Genomic DNA, 20,254 nt, shown 5'->3' on the forward strand with positions numbered 1-20,254 from the left:
ATGGATAAGGGTCCAAGAGATGAACATCGTTTGGAAGAAAGTATGGTAACTGATATTGAAAAAGATATGTCCTATGGGGACTATCTGCATTTAAATCAAATTTTATCAAGTCAGCATCGACTTTCCGGCCATCACGATGAAATGCTGTTCATCATCATTCACCAAACAAGTGAATTGTGGATGAAATTGATAATCCATGAATTGACTGCGGCAACTGATCATATTGAGGCAGGACATTTGGAGCCTTCCTTTAAGATGCTATCCAGAGTGGCCAGGATCCAACAGCAACTAGTTCAATCTTGGAATGTGCTTTCGACCTTGACGCCATCCGATTATATGGAATTCCGGGAGAAACTAGGAAGCTCTTCAGGGTTTCAATCATTTCAGAACAGGTTGATAGAATTTGCGATGGGTCAAAAGAATTCGCAAATATTGGCCGTTTTCCGTCATCAGCCCGAGCTTTATGAGTCGATGATGGCAGCCTTGAATAAACCAAGTATTTATGATGCGGCTTTAGGTGCTTTGGCTGCAAGGGGGCTTCCTATTGATCAATCGGTCCTGAAGAGGGATTGGTCTTTAATTTATCAGGAAAATGCAAGTGTTGAAAAAGCATGGCTGACCGTTTACCGCGATGTGCATAACTACTGGGATTTGTATGAGCTGGCCGAAAAACTCGTTGATATTGGAAGTCAACAACAATTCTGGAGATTCAATCATATGAGTACTGTAGAACGGATCATCGGTAATAAAAAGGGAACTGGCGGATCGTCAGGTGTAAGTTATCTGAAGAAAGTGGTCGAACAGCCGTTTTTTCCTGAGCTTTGGACATTAAGGACCAAACTGTAAGCTTTGACTGGGGGGATATCAGGATGGGCAAAATTGGAGTTTATGGATCTTCCTTCGATCCGGTCACGAACGTGCATTTATGGACTGCATCCACCATTGCGCATCGTGCTAAGCTAGACAAGGTGATTTTTTTACCTTGCTCAAATGGCCGTATCGATAAACAGATGAAAACGAGCAATGAACACCGTTGGGAAATGCTCAAGCTGGCAATAGGGGGCAACCCGTTATTCGAAGTCAGTGATTATGAAATTAATGAACGTGCCGGGACGAGTAAACAATATACTTGGTATACGATGGAATATTTTAAATCACGATTTCCAAATGACGAAGTTTACTTCATAATGGGTGCAGATTTACTTGAAGATATTGATAATCAGGAGCTGCCGGTACACTTACGATGGAAATTCAGGGAAAAACTGATTGCAAATCATAAATTCATCGTCATGGCACGGGATGGGATCGATATGCTGAAAATCATATCCAAAAGTCCATTGCTAAGGAATTATGATGATGGAAATACATTTCACCTTATTGATAAAGGCCTTTCCATGGAAATCAGTTCTACATATATAAGGGATGAATTCGCGATGGGCGGGGAACCAAGGTATTTACTGCCTGATCAGTGTTATCAGTATATCTTGGACAATAGGCTGTATCAAAAAGCTTCAGATTCATAATAAGTATTAAAAAGGGCTCGATTCCCCGTTGGATCGAGCCCTTTTCATGTGATGGAATTCTTAAACTTGCAAAATGTGAATGAATTTAAATGATAGGACACGCAATACCTAGTTGACAACTGGGTTAACTTTGCTTTATGGTAATGATATACAAAAAAATACTTGCTGATCAGAGAACTGAAGGCATACTATCTCCTGAATAATTGAAAGGGAAATAGCATGCCTTTTTTGTTGTAAAAAAGGCATACTATCTCCTGAATAATTGAAAGGGAAATAGCATGCCTTTTTTGTTGTAAAAAAGGGGGAAGCTCATGAAAAAGGTAATGTTATTAATAAGTTTGATTTTAGCATTCGGTGTACTTGCGGGATGCAACTCGGAAAAAACGGAAGGCGGCGGGACATCAAAGTCAGTCGAGCTTTTGAATGTATCATATGATCCGACAAGGGAATTGTACCAGGAATTCAATGAAGCGTTCGTGAAGCACTGGAAAGAAGAATCCGGTCAGGATGTAACGATTCAGCAATCACATGGCGGATCTGGTAAACAGGGCAGGGCAGTTATTGATGGATTGGAGGCGGATGTCGTTACATTGGCTTTGGCTTATGATATTGATGCCATTTATGAAGCTAGTAATTTGTTAGCGAAGGACTGGCAAAAACGTTTACCGGAGAACTCGACACCATACACATCAACCATTGTGTTTTTGGTAAAAAAGGATAATCCTAAAGGCATTAAAGATTGGGATGATCTGATTAAAAAGGATGTATCCGTCATTACTCCAAATCCAAAGACAAGCGGAGGGGCAAGGTGGAATTACCTGGCTGCCTGGGCTTATGCGGAGAAAAATTTCGATAATGACGAAACAAAAGTGAAGGATTTCATGAAAAAACTTTATCAGAATGTTGAAGTCCTGGATTCAGGGGCACGCGGTGCAACGACCACTTTTGTGGAAAGGGGAATTGGTGACGTATTAATCGCTTGGGAGAATGAAGCCTATTTAACCCTGGAAGAATTCGGTGATGACAAATATGAAATCGTCAATCCTTCAATCAGTATATTAGCAGAGCCACCGGTAGCTGTTGTCGATGAAGTGGTCGAGAAAAAAGGAACAAAGGAAGTGGCAGAAGCTTACCTGGAATACCTCTATACGGATGCCGGTCAGGAAATTGCCGCGAAAAATTTCTATCGTCCGAGGGATGAGAAGGTTCTTGCCGAATATGAAGATCAATTTGCCAATATCGATATGGTGACTGTTGATGATACATTTGGCGGCTGGAAAAAAGCCCAGGAAACACATTTTAATGATGGTGGCACATTTGACGAGATTTATCAACAGCAATAAGCATGAAGGAGAAGATGGCTTTAACATCTTCTCCTTCATAAATCAGAAAAAGGGTTGAGGCGAAGCGATGAATATAGTGACTGAAGGTAAACAGACGAAAAAGAGGACCATACCCGGTTTTGGATTGACGATGGGTTTTACGCTGCTGTATCTCTCCATCATCGTTTTGATCCCGTTATCGATGGTTTTTCTAAACACATTTTCAATGGGGTTCCAGGATTTTTGGGCGACCATAACTGAACCAAGGGTTCTCGCTTCTTATAAATTGAGTTTCATGACAGCGTTAACTGCGGCCTTTGTGAACGCAGTTTTTGGTGTGTTAATTGCCTGGGTGCTTACTCGTTATGAGTTTCCCGGCAAACGGATCATCGATGGACTGGTTGATTTGCCTTTTGCCCTCCCGACTGCCGTGGCAGGGATTACGTTGACCACCTTGTATTCACCGAACGGATGGATCGGGCAATTTTTCAGCTTTAAGGTCGCTTTCACTCCCGCAGGGATCATCATCGCCCTAATATTTATCGGTCTTCCATTCGTGGTGCGGATGGTTCAACCGGTGCTTGAAAATATCGAAAAAGGGATGGAGGAAGCATCTGCCTCTTTAGGGGCGAATCGAATGCAGACATTCATTAAAATTATCTTCCCGGAATTGATTCCAGCGATATTGACGGGTTTTGCACTTTCTTTTGCGAGGGCACTTGGAGAGTATGGGTCAGTTGTCTTCATTGCCGGAAATATGCCGTTTAAAACGGAGATTTCCCCGCTGATCATCATGACAAAGCTTGAACAGTATGATTATGAAGGTGCAACAGCTGTTGCAGCCGTCATGCTCATTATTACATTTATAATCTTATTCACCATCAATGTCTTACAATGGTGGACCAGCAAAAGATATTCAGGGAAGTAGGAGGGATATGATGGAACAGGATAATTCAGTTGTTGCAAAAGCGAATCACCCAGTCATTACTACGAGAAACGCAACTAAAGAGCCTAAATCCATACAGTGGATCCTCATATCCATTGTATTGCTATTTCTCACTTTGTTTTTAGTCGTCCCATTAATCGCGATCTTTGTAAAAGCCTTTGAAAAAGGTGCCGAAGCTTATTTTGCGGCCATTGTCCACCCTGATGCCGTGGCTGCGATTAAGTTAACATTGATCGTTGTCCTCATCACCTTGCCACTCAATGCCATATTTGGAGTGGTTGCCGCTTGGACCATAACAAAATATGATTTCAAGGGAAAAAACTTCTTAATAACATTGATAGATTTGCCTTTTTCCGTTTCACCCGTCATTGCCGGGTTGATTTTTGTCCTTCTGTTCGGCTTGCATGGAACACTTGGTCCACTGCTGCAATCTCTTGACATTAAAGTGATCTTTTCAATACCAGGGATTGTCATTGCCTCCATTTTCATTACCTTCCCATTCATTGCGCGCGAATTGATCCCGCTCATGCAAAACCAGGGGACGTCTGAAGAAGAGGCATCACTCACGCTGGGTGCGGGAGGGTTTAAGACATTTTGGTATGTGACGCTTCCCAATATAAAATGGGGACTTCTATATGGGGTCATCCTTTGCAATGCAAGGATAATCGGGGAGTTTGGAGCTGTATCGGTCGTATCGGGCCATATACGTGGCATGACCAATACGATGCCGCTACATATTGAAATCTTATACAATGAATATCAATTTTCGGCCGCTTTTGCCGTTGCATCCCTGATGTCCATTTTTGCAATCATAACCTTGATCATTAAGAGCTTCATAGAGTGGAAAACTGACTTTAAATCAACCAAAGCGAGATAGGAGGAATGAAATGAGTATCATCATTGAAAATGTTACAAAATATTACGGGTCCTATCAAGCACTCCGGAACATCGATCTGGAAATAAAGAGCGGTGAACTTGTAGCCCTGCTTGGCCCTTCAGGATCGGGAAAAACGTCATTACTGCGTATCATCGCGGGTCTTGAACAGGCTGAGAACGGAAAGATCCTTTTTAATGAAGAGAATTACACGCATAAACATGTAAAAGATCGAAATGTGGGTTTCGTCTTTCAGCATTATGCCCTTTTTCGCAATATGACCATTTTTGATAATATTGCCTATGGATTAAAGGTCCGACCTAGAAAAATAAGGCCGAGTAAAGAAGTTATTGCACAAAAGGTTACCGAATTGCTTCAACTCGTCAAGCTGGAAGGATATAAAGATCGTTATCCATCGCAATTATCAGGCGGCCAGCGCCAGCGTGTCGCTTTGGCAAGGGCACTTGCCGTTGAACCGAATATCCTCTTGCTTGATGAACCATTCGGGGCATTGGATGCCAAGGTTCGCAAAGAACTTCGGCGTTGGCTAAGAAGACTTCATGATGAATTCAATGTTACAAGTGTATTCGTGACGCATGATCAGGAAGAGGCGATGGATGTTGCTGATCGGGTCGTTATCATGAATGAAGGGAAAATTGAACAGATTGGAACTCCCGAAGAAGTTTATGATCACCCGGAAAATCCATTCGTTTATGATTTTCTTGGCAGTGTCAATCTTTTCAAGGGCAACGTTCACCAAGGGAAATTGGTAACTGGGAATGTGGAAATGAATGCCCCGGACAGTGAAGATGGAGCGGGAACTGGTTATGTAAGGGCGCATAACTTTATCATGGAAAGAGAACCAACGGAAAAGGATTCGATCGCATCCATAATTGACCACATTCATACAATTGGCCCCATCGTCCGGATAGAAGTCATTCGTCAGGATACAAACGAACCGCTGGAAATCGAACTGACGAAAGAACAATATATGAATCTGGAAATAAGCAAAGGAGAAAGGGTATTCGTCCGACCGAAAGAATTGAAAGTATTTGTCGACTTTATGGCTGGAATTTAAGGATGGGTCGAATCTTGACGGAAAAACCGCTGATGAGCGGTTTTTTTTGGTGAATGCTAGCAGCCCTTCCCGTATGAAGGGTAAATGAGCTGCAATCTGTTCCAAAAGGGCTACCGTGCATTCACAGTTGGTGAGTTTTTGCCTGCCAATAGTCTATGGTCCCTTGGTGCTAAACACTAGATAGAAAGTCTTGCATCAGAATACGAAGGTGATTATGTAAGATATTGGATGTTTTATCTCGTGGAAAAGTCGAATTTTTATGTTTAATGTTAAAATTGAAATATAATTGTAATATTGTTATTACGCATTTGACAAAATCTGATGATATACTACGACTTAGGTGAAAACATAGTAGAGTTTAAGAAATGTATTTAATATTATCTCAACCTTAGAAGATTACATAAAGAGTAAAAAAAATAGAGAAGAGTTCCCAGCAATTTATTTTGACTAATCATTTTTCATAGAGAAAAAGAAGTGGGTCGATGGAAATGCAAGGGGAGGAAAGCAGGGGAAATGAGTTTGAAGAAAAAACTTATCGTATTGAACACGACAATTATGCTTGGATTAGGAAGCGCTTTTGCCATACCGTCTGTAAAAGCTGAATCTATCACGGATATTCAATCGCAACGCACAGGAATACAATCAGATATTTCAGAGGCAGAACAAGTTATTCAACAATTGAAAAAAGAACAATCGAAAATGAATTCCCAAATTGCCCAGATCGAATCGGCAATGAAAGAAAATGATCAAAAAATCAAAGATACTAAACAAGAAATTAAAGACACCGAAAAAGACATAGAATCTTTAAAGAAAGAAATTAAAGCGTTGGAAGAAAGAATCGCAAAACGCGAGGAAGTCTTGAAAGAGCGCGCGCTTTCATTCCAAGAGAGCGGCGGGGACGTTGAGTACCTAGAAGTTGTTTTAGGCTCTAAAAGCTTTGGTGAATTCGTTAATCGTGTTGGAGCGGTAGCCACTATCGTGGAAGCTGACCAACAGATTCTTAGCGAGCAGGAAGCGGATAAAGCTGACTTAGAGAAAAAACAAGCGACCGTTGAGAAAAAATTGCAAAGCCTTAAGGATATGGAAGTAGAGCTTAAAGGCATGCAATCCCAAATTAAAGATCAAAAAGCTGAAACTGTCAACATGAAGGCTAAGATTGTAAAGAAGGAATCGGAAACAGAAGCACTAAAACAATCTTTAGAGAATAAAGATGCCGGTTTAGAAGCACAAATAGCATCCATCCGTGAAAATATCAAAAAAGAGGAAGAACGTAAAGCAGCAGAGAAAGCAGATCTTGACCGTGCTGCTGAAGAAGTGAGTTCTTCAAATTCTTCCAGTGAAGGATCATCAAGCTCTTCTAGGGAAGAATCAACAAGTTCTTCTAAAGGCGAAGTTTCGGCAAAAAGCTCATCTAAAGGTGAATCATCTTCAAATTCATCTGAAAACAGTTCTGCTGCAAAACCTGCAGCCAGTAAAACTGAAACATCAAGCAAACCAAGCAGTGCAAATACAGGCTCTGCCATTACAGCAGGTTATAAATATATCGGTAACTCCACATATAAATTTGGTGGCGGAAGAACGGCATCCGATATTGCTAACGGTCTTTTCGATTGTTCAGGATTCGTTGCATGGGCTTATAAACAAGCTGGTGTGAACCTTCCAGCAAGTACGGATGCATTGAAAGGTGCAGGACGTCAAGTATCTAAGAGTCAAATACAACCTGGAGATTTAGTGTTCTTCAATACCTATAAAACTGATGGACATGTCGGTATTTATGTCGGCGGCGGCAAATTTATCGGTTCCCAAAGTTCAACAGGTGTTGCAATCGCCAGTATGGAAAGCGGATATTGGGCAGGTGTATTCAACGGCCGTGTCGTTCGTGTAAACTAATAGTTCTATAATAGCAGGGGAGAAAATGCCCCTGCTTATTTTTTTTGAAAAAAAAACGAAAAAAATGAAACTTATTTTGAAATTCAACGTAAATACTATAAGATAAAATAAGGATAGGTGATGTGGACTTCAGTAACTCTGGGAAAACATATAAAGAAACATCATTCCATACTATAAACGGAGGCAAAAAAACATGATGAAAAAATTTATGGCTGCATTACTTACAATTACACTAGCATTCTCGCCAGTCGGCACTTATGTATTCCAGGATCATACGGAATCAGTCGATGCAAGGGGTTACAAGTCAGGAAAAAGAAGCTTTAACAGCAACAACAATAATAATTCGAATTTCCAAAATAAAGAAACGAAGAAGTCAGATGCTACTACTACTAATAAAGCTAAGAGTGGAAACACATTCACAAAAGGCGGCTTAATGAAAGGAATTATGCTAGGTGGATTGGCAGGTTTACTTTTTGGAAGCCTATTCGCCAATATGGGAATGCTTGGTTCTATACTTGGTCTATTAATCAACGTGTTGGCGGTTGTGGTATTAATCGTTGTAATCCGTAAAATATTCACGTATTTCAAAGATAAGAAGAAGAAAGAGGATACAAACCCATGGAGAGGCTAAAGATATCCGAACAAGATATCATCAATGCGGTTTGTGTTTACATTGCCCGTAAAAAGCAGGTACAGCCCAATGAGGTGGAAGTGGAGTTAATGTATGATGATGATTATGGCTTTTCGGCGGAAGCGTTTGTCGATGGCCGAAAACAAGTGTTAATTACCATCAACTTGATAGAAGCGCTTCGCTTATGGCTGGATGAATATATGAATAAAGATCCATACTCGGGTATTGAACTTGTTTTGGATGATGAAGAAGGCATAGTGGCTTTAGTAAGTGAAAGTAATAGATAAATAAAAAAAGGATGCCGTAACGGCATCCTTTTTTTATTTAATAAGGTACAACTTGATCGATGTGAGGGAAAAAGATAATAGAGAAATAGAAAAATAGTAAAGCAAACAAAGCATAATGCTAGATTGCCAACACATATTTTAAACACAGATAGATTATAATGAATTATATTTTCCATTTGTTGCAAAAAATGGTCTGCGGAAGTAGGATGGATATATGTTCAAGTCAAAGGAGGAGAATAAGTGACAGGTTACATGGAAGATATCACTTTTTTAAATGAAAAGGCCATAAAGTTCGGCAATGAAAAAGTGGAAGCGATACTTGCGCCATCTTTAGGAAGCAATCTGCTTTCGTTTAAGTACAAGCAAAAGGATATTGAGGTGCTGCGAACTCCGGTTAGTCTGGAAGAGTATAAAAAGGCTCCCATTTTATACGGAATGCCTATCTTGTTTCCTCCTAATCGAATTGAAGCTGGTCAATTTACATATAAGGGGATTGTGTATAGGTTTCCGGTCAATGAAACGGAAAAATTTAATCATATACATGGTTTTTTACATGACAAGCCTTGGAAAGTCTGCAAAAAGGAAGTGAACGGGAAAGAAATTGTCATTAATACTGAATTTTCAAGCAGTGAGTTTGATTTAAAAGATAGCTTTCCACAAGATATCACTGTGAATATGTCTTTAATTTTAAGGGATGAATCATTGGATATACAATTGGAAATCACCAACAAGGGCAATGATCCCTTTCCGTGGGGGGCAGGTTATCATACAGTATTCAATTTTCCATTTGGACCAGGGGGGAAATTAGAGGATTGCAGAATATCCCTTCCCGTCAATAAACATTGGGAGTTGAATGAAAGGTCATTGCCCACTGGTGCAATTCATGAAACGGCCGATACACTGGAAATCCAAAACGGCTTTAGCTTGGAGGGCCGGCTGTTTGATGACCTATTTGGCTATGATGAGGAAAGAGCCCTCGAGAACGAGTGCATTCTCACTGACCAAGAGGCAGGCATACAGGTCATCTATCATGCTGATCAACACTTTAAGTTTTGGGTATTATTCAACCAGGAGGGGTTCGCCTGTCCTGAACCATATACATGGGTAACGAATGCTCCTAATTTGGATTTGTCAGCAAAATTGACTGGATTGAGGGAGCTAAAATCAGGTGATACGGTTCAGCTGAGAACTAGATTGGCAATAAAGGATATATAAAAAAACACCTTGGCACTTATTAATGCCAAGGTGTTTAAGGTTATGCTTTTTTTCTCATCCAGAGTGGGTATAGGACGATTCCGAATACATATAAGGCAATGCCAAGTATGAATGTATTCATATCGGCTGTACCTGTCTTGATGACCCAGATCGAGTAGATTAAAGCCAGGATGGTGATAATTCCATCACGTACCCTTGAGCCTTTCATGATGTCATAGGTTTCCCCAGTCATGACCAGTTTCAATTGATACAAAACGGATGCAAGATACGGGATCAAGTAAGCGAGTGTAGCGACGATCATCGAAAATTTATAAGCCTCCAAAATCGTACCCGAAATAGTGGAGAATAAGAATATCTGTGTCATGATATTTGTTATTGTCATAGAACGGACGGGTGTGCCATTTTTGTTCGCTTTCGCAAAGTAAGCTGGAAACAAATCCGATTTCGCTGCCTGGTAAGGAACTTCTGAGGCAACGACAATCCATCCGATTGTCGATCCCAATAAGGAAATGACGGCAAGAGCAGCCATTAAATACGTGCCGCTTGAACCAACTACTGCTTGTAGTGCGTCAACAAGCGGTTTTTGTGATATTTTCAACTCGTCTTGTGATATGGCACCCATCGTCAATAAAGTAATGCCGATATAAATGGCAACAGCGATGAGTAAACCAAAAATCGTCGCTTTCTTTACATCATTTTGTGACTTGGCACGGTTTGAAAGCATGACGGCAGCTTCGATACCGATGAAGGCCCATAATGTTGAAATTGCAGCAGCATTCACTTGATCACCTAAAGAGACGGCTGAACCTGCCTTATCATAAAATTCAGCTCCGTTTCCTAGATTGGAAGTATCGAAGATGAATATCGTGATAATGATGAAAAATAAGAATCCAAGCACTTTGGTAACTGTAGCAAAAAGATTCATTTTCCCAGCACTGTTAAAACTTCTTACCAAGATTGCCTGAATCCCCCAAAGGGCAATGGAACATACCGCAAACGTTAATGCTTTACCTAGTTCAAGTTGAAACGAACCTGCAGTATAAATCACTTTCGTACTATGCATCACCGGGAAAAACGTTGATAGGTAACCAGCAAATGAAATGATGACAGAAGCTGTCGCAGCCCAATTCGCAGCCCAATAGCCCCAAGCCATGCTATACCCTGAAACCCTTCCTTTAGCAGGAGATTTAAATAATGATTGAGCATAACTTTGTGGTCCAGCCTTCAAATCCGGTTTTCGGACTGCCAGGTTACCAAACACCAAAGCTATTAGAAAAACTCCCAGTCCAGTAACAATCCATGCCAATGTGGCCCCTAATGGACTGGATACCTGTGCTAATTGAGCAGGGAGCATGAAAATTCCGCCGCCGACCATATTTCCAATTACGAAAGTGGTCAAAATCAATAAACCCCATTTTTTATTTACCATTTATATCGAACCTTTCTTATATACAAAGTGTGTGTTTATACCGACAACTTATACTAAAATAGTATATCTCAAATAGTTTAGTTTGGTAAAGTGGTAAATAAGTAAAATGTAAAACGCAGACTAATCAGAAAATTTAAAAGTATTATTGACAATAGGAGAAAATTGGATTATATTAGTAAATACCAAGTTAATTGGTAAGAATAATATGGTTTGTTGCTTGAATTTTATTTTTCTATAACATAAGCAACTCCCGAATATTGCCGATTAGTCAACTAAAGGCACCCTTACATCTAATCTGTTAGATGGCGGGTGCCTTTTATTTTTTATAGTGAAGGGAGGGGAATATGGAGTTCCTATTAACTGGTTATTCTTATTCGGAAAGTAAAGTGATGAGGATATGATAGGTAAACCAAGTTCCTCAAGAAAACATTGAAAGTGGGAAGCACCTGCGTTTTTCATGGGATCACTTTTAACATTAGGCATGAAACGAAGCTTTATTACCAGTAGTGAAGGGGAGAGATATTATGGAAAAGAAAGAAGAAATGAAAATCAGGCATATCATTTCAAGCTTGGAAGATCTGCAATATGGATCAGTTTTAATAACCGTACATGATGGTAAAATCACACAGGTGGATACAACCGAGAAGAAACGATTCCCATTAGCGAAGAGCCGGGCAGTTAATGCCAGATGAATAATGGTTATTGAGGGAGCTTTCGATATGAAGGCTCTTAAACTGTAGACAAAATCGATAATAATAAGATTGCCTACGTTTTTTTGAGGGAGTGTAAAATATGATCGTTGATTTCCTCTCCAGGCACTCGCTTTCCTCGGGCGGTCCGGGAGCCTCCTCGGCGCTCTTGGCGCCTGTGGGGTCTCCCTTGGACGCGCTTTTCCCGCAGGAGTCTCGCACCCTCCGTTCCAATCAACTAGTTTAAAAATTCAGACGGACCCCCTTTTGTCAATAAACTCGGAGCTTTCGATATGAAGGCTCTTTTTTTATACAAAAAATCATTCGATTTGGAATTTATAAGAAGATTGTACTGCTTTTAACATGGTAGAATAAGTTAGGGTATAAGGATTTTTATAGGGATTATATGATATATAAGGGAGGAACAGGGATAGATGACCTTACAGACTATAGAACATGATATCTTGGCATTAGTTGAAACATTTAATGGGAGAATCGCATATAAAATTGAAAATGGTCTTGGGGACACGATTGGATATCATGAGAATGAATCCTTTCAATCAGCGAGTTTAATCAAAATACCAATGATCATCGAAGGTTATCGTCAAAGTGAACAAAAGAAAATCTATTTGAACCAACCAGTGACCATCCCGCCTAATGAAGTGACTGGGGGATCCGGGGTGCTGCATGTCTTATCGAACAAGGTATTTTTAACCGTAGAGGATTTATTGACATTGATGATAACCGTTTCCGACAATACATCCACGAATATGATGATGAACCTGCTAGGCTTTGAGGAAATCAATCAATGCATCAAGGAACTTGGTTTGAAAAATACTGTCCTCGAACGAAAAATGCAGGATTTTAAGGCACTAAAAGAAGGGCGCGACAATACCATATCGGCGGAAGATACGATCACCTGCTTAAAAGCCATACATACAGGCAACTTTCTAACGAAAGAAAGCCAGGAAAGAATCTTGCGTGTACTTGACAATCAGCAATTAAGGGATAAACTTCCATCACTGATGGGCAGAGGGGTCAAGGTCGCAAGCAAAACGGGCGGAATTCGAGGAGTTGCCCATGATTGCGCAATCATTCGGTCAGAAACACAAACTGTTTATGCTGCAGTTCTTACTGAAGATATGAAATCAGAGGAAGAAAGCCGTCAAGTAATCAGTAAAATTGGAAAATTGATATATGATAACATGGTTACAGAATAAGCTGTTGAATTCAATATTTTTGGGAGAGCGGGAAGTCCTTCATGATTTCCCGCTCTTCGATCTTATTTATGAGGGAGTCAGTGGGAAAGCAAGATATATAAGGAAAGAAAAAAACGGGGAAAAACTTTAAAGAAATTTTGTGTAATTAGCGTTATTGCAGTACTGGAGTATTTTGGTTTTTTGCACATGAAAATTCAAGGTACCATTCACCAGCAAATTCCGGGAAATGCCGATTATCTCATTATTCTTGGAGCAAGGGTCAAGGGTTCGGTGCCATCATTATCCTTACAATACAGGATTGATAAAGCTGCAGAGTATTTATCGGCTAATAAACAGACAGTGGCCATTGTATCTGGCGGCAAAGGGCCGGGAGAAGAAATATCGGAAGCAAAAGCCATGCAACAGGGACTAATCGCCCAGGGAATTGAAGAAGCACGCATCATGATGGAAGACAAATTTACAACAACTCACGAAAATATTGTTTTCTCAAAAGAACTCATTCCAGATACAGCAGCTTCAGGATTGATCGTTAGTAATGACTTTCATATCTACCGGGCAGGAAATAGCAAAAAGAGAAGGCTTGGACATGAAGGGATTGCCGGCAAAGACACCAAAAGTGTCACTATTGAAATCATATACCCGTGAATATCTGGCAATTACCAAATACTATATGACCGGTTTAATTGGGAGGTAAATTGGAATTCTTTTAAAGATGTGGGGTGCCTTCATTATTCGACTTCCACGACAACATTAGGCACTTCCCAAAAATCTTTCTCTTGATATAGCTCCTTAAGTGTTTTATAAACGGGATACCCGGTATAGGAAATCTCGACTCGTTCATCAGCATCCACTTCTTCCACATCTATATCATCAACAAAACCAAGTTGATCATCGATTTCCATTAAATAATATCCGAGTGCCTCATACCCGCTATAGGCTACAATAACCTTAATGTCAAAACCGCTATTAGAAACTTTGTAATATTTCATTGAGTGACCTCCTTGTTGTAATTCTTAAAGTGAAAATCGTACGGTTTGTTATTACTCTGATATACCCATTAATTATTATCTGAATCATTAAATTGGATAAATAAAGAAAATAGGAAGGCAAAAAGAATGTGAAGCCAACTTAAAATATCACTGTATAATTTGCTATCTGCATCAATTCATGTTAATCTAATAAAGAATTGTTTTTGGTTGTGGAAGAGGATACTCGTTATTTTCCAAATGATTAAAAATAGTAATACAATGTGTGTTATGCACTAGGAGGCAACAACAATGGAACAAGGTACAGTTAAATGGTTTAATGCAGAAAAAGGTTTTGGATTTATCGAACGCGAAAACGGAGACGATGTATTCGTACATTTCTCAGCTATCCAAAGCGAAGGCTTCAAATCTTTAGACGAAGGTCAAAAAGTAACTTTCGAAGTTGAGCAAGGTGCACGTGGAGCTCAAGCTGCTAACGTTCAAAAAGCTTAATTTTAAAATTAAATCGTAACCTATATGAACAGACTTCCTCGATGGGAGTCTGTTTTTTATTGTGCTATAAAATGAAAGCAAAAAAAATCCCACTCTGACTGAGTAGGTTTTTAGTGACTTGTCATTAAGCTTTTTTTAATTCTTCTTCAAAGAAAAAAGTAGTCGGATGTTCTTTAACAGTATAAGAATATCTTTTCATGTTTTTTACATATGCCCATTTATTAATGGTTACTGATTCATTAGTATCCTGAATAGTTACTGTTTCACCAGTATTATACTTATTGCTTTTCAATTTAGCCACCCTCTTTAATAATAGTATAACATATTTGGCAATGAAAGATGTGTTCAAGATATTCCAATGATATAAAGAGGCATGCCATGTCATTCAGTTTACTGGACAAAAGCTAAAAGCCTAATGGTGTTTTTTTAAATGTGAATGAAAAAAACAGCCACATGTTCTTAAAGTAATACAGGGGAATCACGTGGCTATGAATTAGAAGGCTTTCAAGAATGTCAGTTAATTAAAACGCCCAATCCCCATTACGGAAGACAGGTTCCGAAGATTAAAAGGATAAAAATAGAAAAAGTAGGAAAAACTACTTTTTGTGATCGCATGTGACCACTGTGTTACCAGAGAAAGTACAGTTATAATAAGCCTAAACAGTTAATAAAATTCCCTTAGAATAAGCCTCTTCCAATCTTAGAGGGAGGCTTATTTGTATTCCCTTTTGTTTATCCAAAGCCATAGTATAAATAAGAAGCAATTGGAAAAGAAATAATCTGGTGAGAATCCTCCATATGGTGAGCGGATTGGGGAGCAGAAAGCGGTAGAGCAAATGTATAAAGAAATGGGTCAAGCTTTCGTTAAGCTTGATAATTGGACCGTTTATTTGATTACGTCCCATCCAGATTTTGAAAGATCATAGAGCAAATTGGCTACGAAAAAACGGAAGCTATTTAATAGGTTTATACGAACTGATTACTTTCAATTTATTGGCTTATTCAAACGACCTTAAAATTCATATAAAAAAGAAGTTCCATTTATTTTTGGAACTTCTTTTTGTATTAAATGAATGGAAACCTTAAATCACGAACTTTCAGACCGATTTTTTAGTATTATTTATTTCGTTACAGGAGCGGTCATTTTTTGGTCACTAAGCTGGTCACAACTCCTTTAATAACGCATGTTTTTGGGTTTCAAAAGCGGTCACTAAGTTAAACATCTTGATAACGTCACATTCTCTTTCACAACCCCTAATTACCTAAACCTTCTTACTAATCCGCTCCACAATCTCCATTAAATCATCAGGGCTATGAAATTCAATCGGCGAAAACCTTTATCGAAATGAATTGTATCAGTTTCCATCATTAATACATACTTCCTGTTAATTCCTTAAATGGAAGCTATTGCTGAAATCGACTAAGAGTCCTTTGACAGATGTACTGCCAAGTTTCATTCGCAGCTCGGCTTCAGATTATTGCTCGACAATCGGGCAGTGGCTTCGACGACTTGGTGGATTTCAAAGTGTTCCTGGATTTCCTTTTTGTCGCTCGTTTCCTTTTGAATAAGTTGCTAGATTTTTTCTTGAATATTCATATAATAAATACGCCTTTTTTTGTGTGTAGCATGACAAAAGAACGAACCATGCTGTATGAAATTGCATTAAATATATTAACAATGAAAAGAGGTGAATTATATGTCTGGTTCTAGATCTGTTGATGTAGTTACGATTCTTTGGGAAAGAGCTACGTTAATACCTTTAGCTCAGCGTACAATTGTACAAGCTACAACGATTGGAAGTGCTGCTCCTTGTGCTGAAAGATTAGAGACTGGTGATTCCTACAGAGCTGCTGTACGTTGTTTACTTGGAAATAGATTTATACAAGTATTGAACCTTGACTTCGGGCGAACCGGAGTTGCCGTGTTCATCCGTTTATTCTAGGATATTAATTGGGGGACAAAGTATTTTTGATTTAAAATACTTTGTCTTTTTTATAAATACACAAAAACCACCAGTCTTTAAGATTGGTGGTTTTATCAATTTTACTAATACAGGAATGTTAAGTAGGAAGCGGAACATTATCTTAGTGAATTTCTAGCTGGAGTTGATCCGATTAAATTACCATTTGATCAATTTATTCAAGACTTGTCGATTCAAATGAAATTGAATGTAGCGGTAGTACATATCAAAACTTATATTAGCTTTAATAAATGTTGTATTAACCCTAGACTTGGTAATATAGAATATTTTCAAAGCGGATTGGTTATACAACTATTCAAAATTACGTTATATCAATAGCTGCGTGCTTCCTAGTATGCAGAAACACGCGGCTGATGAATAGTGACCATTTCTGTTGAACACTCAAGGTTTTAGACGTTCAAAACCCTAATAGATCAAAGCTCTTCTTAAAACGCCCAATCCCCATTACGGAAGACAGGTTCCAAAGTGCCGTCCTGTTTGATGCCGTCGATGTTCATTTTCTCCGATCCAATCATGAAATCGACATGTGTAAGGCTTTCATTGAGTCCATTTTCTGCAAGCTCTTCTGGACTCATGTTTTTTCCGCCTTCAATGCAAAAAGCATAGGAGCTTCCGATAGCGAGATGGTTTGATGCATTTTCATCGAATAATGTATTGAAGAATAAAACATTCGATTGGGAAATCGGTGAGTTGAATGGAACAAGTGCCACTTCCCCAAGGTAGTGTGAACCTTCATCCGTTTCAACCAATTGCTTTAGGATTTCTTCCCCTTCTTCGGCTTTTACTTCAATGATTCGTCCTTCCTTAAACGTCACGGAAAAATTATTGATGATGTTTCCGCCGTAACTAAGTGGTTTCGTACTGGAAACCGTACCGTTAACGCCTGTTTTCAATGGAACTGTAAACACTTCTTCGGTTGGCATATTAGCCATGAATTCATGACCCTGTACGTTAACGCTTCCTGCCCCGACCCAAAGATGTTTGTCGGGTAACTCGATAGTCAAATCGGTTCCAGGAGCCGTGTAATGCAATTTTTGGTAATGCTTATCATTTAAGTAATCAACCTTTTCATGCAGGGTATCATCGTGTTTTTTCCAGGCATCTACAGGATCCTTAACATCAACACGAACTGCTTTGAAAATGGCTTCCCATAGCAGATCAACACGTTTTCCTTCTGCTTCTTCAGGGAATACTTTATCAGCCCAAGCCTTTGAAGGGACGGCAACTATGGACCAGCTCACTTTATCGGATTGCATATACTGACGCCACTTCTTAAGTGCCGTCCCTGATGCTTTTTGGAAGTTGGCAATCCTTTCAGGCTTTACACCTTTTAATAAGTCAGGGCTGGAGGAGATGACGGATAGATAGGCAGCTCCATTTTCTGCAAGTTCGATCGTTTCTTCTGCGCGCCACTTTGGATATTCGTGGAACACCTCATCCGGAGCCAGTTCATATTTGGTGCGTGAAACAATATCATCATTCCAATTAACGATGACATTGCGCGCACCGTTCTCATATGCCTTTTTTACAATGAGACGCACAAGGTCAGCGCCCTCTAATGTTGTATTTACGACCAGGGTTTGATCTTGTTGGATGTTTACGCCGACTTTTACGGCAAGTTCTGCATATTTTTCTAAATTCGTTTGAAAATCACTCATCATTCAAAACTCCTTTTCCATTTTCTACATTTATAATTGTACTTATTGTGATATAAAAAAGAAACTTTTTACTCTGATGTAAAAATTAATAGTATACGAAGGGTTCATTTGCAACATAAGTTCGCTCAGGCTCCAGCAGCTATTTTGTCTATCTTGCATTTTACCAAAACTAAAGAAGGAAAGACTATTGAAAAGGTTTGAATAGTTGAATAATTCAAGGGTTCTGTACAGTGGATCATTGGACTGAAAGAAAGAGGGCCTCTTTGAGACCCTCTTTCTTAATAGTCAAAAAATCACTTGCCCAAATTAATCCAGACGCTTTTCACTTCAGAATAGTTGTCCAGTGCATAAGAACCCATTTCACGTCCGATTCCGGATTGTTTGTAGCCGCCGAAAGGGGAAGCTGCGTCGAACGCGTTATAACAGTTCACCCATACTGTACCGGCACGGAGTTTTCCTGCAACATAATGGGCATTGGCTATATCGCTTGTCCATAAGCCGGCAGCCAATCCATATTCACTGGCATTTGCACGGTTAATGACATCATCTAAATCCTCGAATGGCATTGCCGCTATGACAGGTCCGAAAATCTCTTCTTTGGCAATCGTCATATCCTCTTCAACACCAGCGAATATAGTAGGAGAAACAAAGTAGCCTTGTTCACCCGGTTTATTTCCGCCGACAAGAACTTCCGCACCCTCGTTTTTCCCTTTTTCTATATAACCCATTACCCGATTTTGCTGCTCCTCTGAAACAAGCGGTCCAATTTGTGTACTTGGATCCAGACCTATCCCTTGTTTGATGTTTTTTGCATGGCTGGCCATATCGGCAACAACATTATCATAATGTTTCTTTTGAATATAAACCCTTGAACCGGCACAGCATACCTGACCTTGGTTAAACATGACCCCATTCAAAGCTCCAGGGATGGCTTTCGAGAAATCAGCATCAGGCAGGATGATGTTTGGCGATTTCCCTCCAAGTTCCAATGTTACCCGTTTCAATGAATATGAAGCGGAGCGCATGATCAATTTTCCAACTTCGGTCGAACCGGTAAATGCAATTTTATTTACTTGCGGATGGTCGACAAGTGCTTGTCCGGCGGTTTCACCAAAACCGGGAACGATATTGACGACACCATCAGGGAAACCGGCTTCATCTATTAATTCAGCCAGGTAAAGAGCGGAAAGCGGTGTTTGCTCAGCAGGCTTTAATATGACTGTACAACCTGTAGCGAGTGCCGCTCCCAGTTTCCACATCGCCATAAGAAGCGGAAAGTTCCATGGGATGATTTGGCCGACAACACCAACAGCCTCGTGTTTTGTGTAGTTAAAATAATTTCCGCTTACCGGAATGGTCTGCCCGACAATCTTGGTGGACCAGCCAGCAAAATATCTCATATGTTCTATCGCTAAAGGAATGTCGGCATTGGTCGTTTCATTGATTGGTTTCCCATTATCCAACGTTTCCAATTGAGCTAGTTCAGTTTTATTTTCTTCCATTAAATCGGCTAGTTTATACATAAGCCTACTGCGTGCAGCCGCGCTCATCCTTGACCAAGGACCTTCATCGAATGCTTTGCGTGCAGCTTTGACGGCTAAGTCGATATCTTCTTTATCAGCTTCATAAACATCGGCAAGTTTTTGTCCTGTAGCAGGATTAGGAGTGGAGAAGGTTTTTTTTGAAGCACTTTCTACAAACTGGCCATTAATATAGAGCTTTTTTGGTCCTGTTAAAAATTTTTGCAGCTTTCCACTTACTTCTAACGTTAGATTTGTCATTAATTACCCTCCTGAATAAAATGGTTATCTTGGGCAAAACATGATGACTTATTGTTAACGCTATGATCTATGCCAATTTTTATGATAAATGAAAAAAAGAGAATATTCAATCTATAACATTCGACAGAATATCCAAGGTTTCTTCATCATTTTAAAAAAAGTATTTTTTTGTCATGACATGTGTATTTACTATAGCAAAAATGAAAGTTAATAGTTAAAATGAATAAGGATAAAATAACAAGAAGGTCTAA

The 20,254-nt window shown here is 39.5% G+C and carries 19 protein-coding genes and 2 pseudogenes; 16 read left to right on the forward strand and 5 right to left on the reverse strand.

Translation table 11 applies throughout. The features are described 5' to 3' along the window. From kynA to ACIROD_RS13465, 10 genes are all read left to right on the forward strand, one after another. Entirely contained in the window at positions 1-846 is an 846-nt protein-coding gene (gene kynA, locus ACIROD_RS13420) for a tryptophan 2,3-dioxygenase (RefSeq protein WP_402941502.1), read from the forward strand. Between the two features lie 23 nt (positions 847-869). Then, positions 870-1,523 carry a nicotinate (nicotinamide) nucleotide adenylyltransferase gene (nadD, locus tag ACIROD_RS13425; protein ID WP_402941505.1) on the forward strand — a complete coding sequence of 218 codons (654 nt, stop codon included), beginning with the start codon at positions 870-872 and terminating at the stop codon, positions 1,521-1,523. 311 nt (positions 1,524-1,834) lie between these two features. Next, complete coding sequence (locus tag ACIROD_RS13430; RefSeq protein ID WP_101224056.1) at positions 1,835-2,866, forward strand: sulfate ABC transporter substrate-binding protein; 1,032 nt, start codon at positions 1,835-1,837, stop codon at positions 2,864-2,866. Between the two features lie 67 nt (positions 2,867-2,933). Continuing rightward, positions 2,934-3,773: a sulfate ABC transporter permease subunit CysT gene (gene cysT, locus ACIROD_RS13435; protein ID WP_402941509.1), complete on the forward strand. Its 840-nt coding sequence runs from the start codon at positions 2,934-2,936 to the stop codon at positions 3,771-3,773. Between the two features lie 10 nt (positions 3,774-3,783). Continuing rightward, a complete protein-coding gene (cysW, locus tag ACIROD_RS13440; RefSeq protein WP_101224054.1) occupies positions 3,784-4,668 on the forward strand; it encodes a sulfate ABC transporter permease subunit CysW in 885 nt (294 codons plus the stop codon). Between the two features lie 10 nt (positions 4,669-4,678). After that, entirely contained in the window at positions 4,679-5,743 is a 1,065-nt protein-coding gene (locus ACIROD_RS13445) for a sulfate/molybdate ABC transporter ATP-binding protein (protein ID WP_101224053.1), read from the forward strand. A gap of 513 nt (positions 5,744-6,256) precedes the next feature. Then, on the forward strand, positions 6,257-7,633 hold the full coding sequence (locus tag ACIROD_RS13450) for a C40 family peptidase (RefSeq protein ID WP_402941514.1): 1,377 nt from the start codon (positions 6,257-6,259) through the stop codon (positions 7,631-7,633). A 196-nt stretch (positions 7,634-7,829) separates the two neighbouring features. After that, on the forward strand, positions 7,830-8,264 hold the full coding sequence (locus ACIROD_RS13455; RefSeq protein ID WP_101224426.1) for a hypothetical protein: 435 nt from the start codon (positions 7,830-7,832) through the stop codon (positions 8,262-8,264). Beyond that, on the forward strand, positions 8,252-8,551 hold the full coding sequence (locus tag ACIROD_RS13460) for a YxcD family protein (protein ID WP_076366987.1): 300 nt from the start codon (positions 8,252-8,254) through the stop codon (positions 8,549-8,551). Before ACIROD_RS13455 ends, ACIROD_RS13460 begins: the two co-directional genes overlap by 13 nt. A 240-nt stretch (positions 8,552-8,791) precedes the next feature. Then, positions 8,792-9,766, forward strand: a complete 975-nt coding sequence (locus tag ACIROD_RS13465) for an aldose 1-epimerase (RefSeq protein ID WP_402941517.1) — start codon at positions 8,792-8,794, stop codon at positions 9,764-9,766. A 40-nt stretch (positions 9,767-9,806) separates the two neighbouring features. On the opposite strand, the gene ACIROD_RS13470 is transcribed toward ACIROD_RS13465, so the two are convergent. After that, positions 9,807-11,195 carry an amino acid permease gene (locus ACIROD_RS13470; protein ID WP_101224051.1) on the reverse strand — a complete coding sequence of 463 codons (1,389 nt, stop codon included), beginning with the start codon at positions 11,193-11,195 and terminating at the stop codon, positions 9,807-9,809. A gap of 524 nt (positions 11,196-11,719) precedes the next feature. Between ACIROD_RS13470 and ACIROD_RS13475 the strand changes: the two genes are divergently transcribed. The 3 genes and pseudogenes from ACIROD_RS13475 (at position 11,720) to ACIROD_RS13485 (ending at position 13,798) form a co-directional block, all read left to right on the forward strand. Next, positions 11,720-11,887, forward strand: a complete 168-nt coding sequence (locus ACIROD_RS13475; protein ID WP_101224050.1) for a YezD family protein — start codon at positions 11,720-11,722, stop codon at positions 11,885-11,887. A gap of 431 nt (positions 11,888-12,318) precedes the next feature. Continuing rightward, on the forward strand, positions 12,319-13,104 hold the full coding sequence (locus tag ACIROD_RS13480) for a serine hydrolase (RefSeq protein WP_402941521.1): 786 nt from the start codon (positions 12,319-12,321) through the stop codon (positions 13,102-13,104). Positions 13,105-13,197: 93 nt separating this feature from the next. Then, a pseudogene (locus ACIROD_RS13485) lies at positions 13,198-13,798 on the forward strand (YdcF family protein). A 34-nt stretch (positions 13,799-13,832) separates the two neighbouring features. Here ACIROD_RS13485 and ACIROD_RS13490 read toward each other — a convergent pair. Next, a complete protein-coding gene (locus ACIROD_RS13490) occupies positions 13,833-14,093 on the reverse strand; it encodes a hypothetical protein (protein ID WP_402941524.1) in 261 nt (86 codons plus the stop codon). Between the two features lie 288 nt (positions 14,094-14,381). Here ACIROD_RS13490 and cspC point away from each other — a divergent pair, with 288 nt between their 5' ends. Next, positions 14,382-14,582: a cold shock protein CspC gene (gene cspC / locus ACIROD_RS13495; protein WP_034314312.1), complete on the forward strand. Its 201-nt coding sequence runs from the start codon at positions 14,382-14,384 to the stop codon at positions 14,580-14,582. 124 nt (positions 14,583-14,706) lie between these two features. Here cspC and ACIROD_RS13500 read toward each other — a convergent pair whose 3' ends face one another. Continuing rightward, positions 14,707-14,874, reverse strand: a complete 168-nt coding sequence (locus ACIROD_RS13500) for a hypothetical protein (protein WP_164855016.1) — start codon at positions 14,872-14,874, stop codon at positions 14,707-14,709. 496 nt (positions 14,875-15,370) lie between these two features. Here ACIROD_RS13500 and ACIROD_RS13505 point away from each other — a divergent pair. Continuing rightward, positions 15,371-15,598, forward strand: a pseudogene (locus ACIROD_RS13505) (class I SAM-dependent RNA methyltransferase); the annotation flags it as partial. Positions 15,599-16,279: 681 nt separating this feature from the next. Next, positions 16,280-16,525, forward strand: a complete 246-nt coding sequence (locus ACIROD_RS13510) for a hypothetical protein (protein ID WP_402941526.1) — start codon at positions 16,280-16,282, stop codon at positions 16,523-16,525. 464 nt (positions 16,526-16,989) lie between these two features. Here ACIROD_RS13510 and ACIROD_RS13515 read toward each other — a convergent pair whose 3' ends face one another. After that, positions 16,990-18,222: an aminopeptidase gene (locus ACIROD_RS13515; protein ID WP_402941529.1), complete on the reverse strand. Its 1,233-nt coding sequence runs from the start codon at positions 18,220-18,222 to the stop codon at positions 16,990-16,992. A gap of 293 nt (positions 18,223-18,515) precedes the next feature. Beyond that, entirely contained in the window at positions 18,516-20,003 is a 1,488-nt protein-coding gene (locus ACIROD_RS13520) for an aldehyde dehydrogenase family protein (protein ID WP_101224044.1), read from the reverse strand. Positions 20,004-20,254 lie beyond the last annotated feature (251 nt).

The sequence above is a fragment of the Peribacillus sp. NPDC101481 genome, from assembly GCF_044767165.1.
Lineage (GTDB): Bacteria > Bacillota > Bacilli > Bacillales > DSM-1321 > Peribacillus.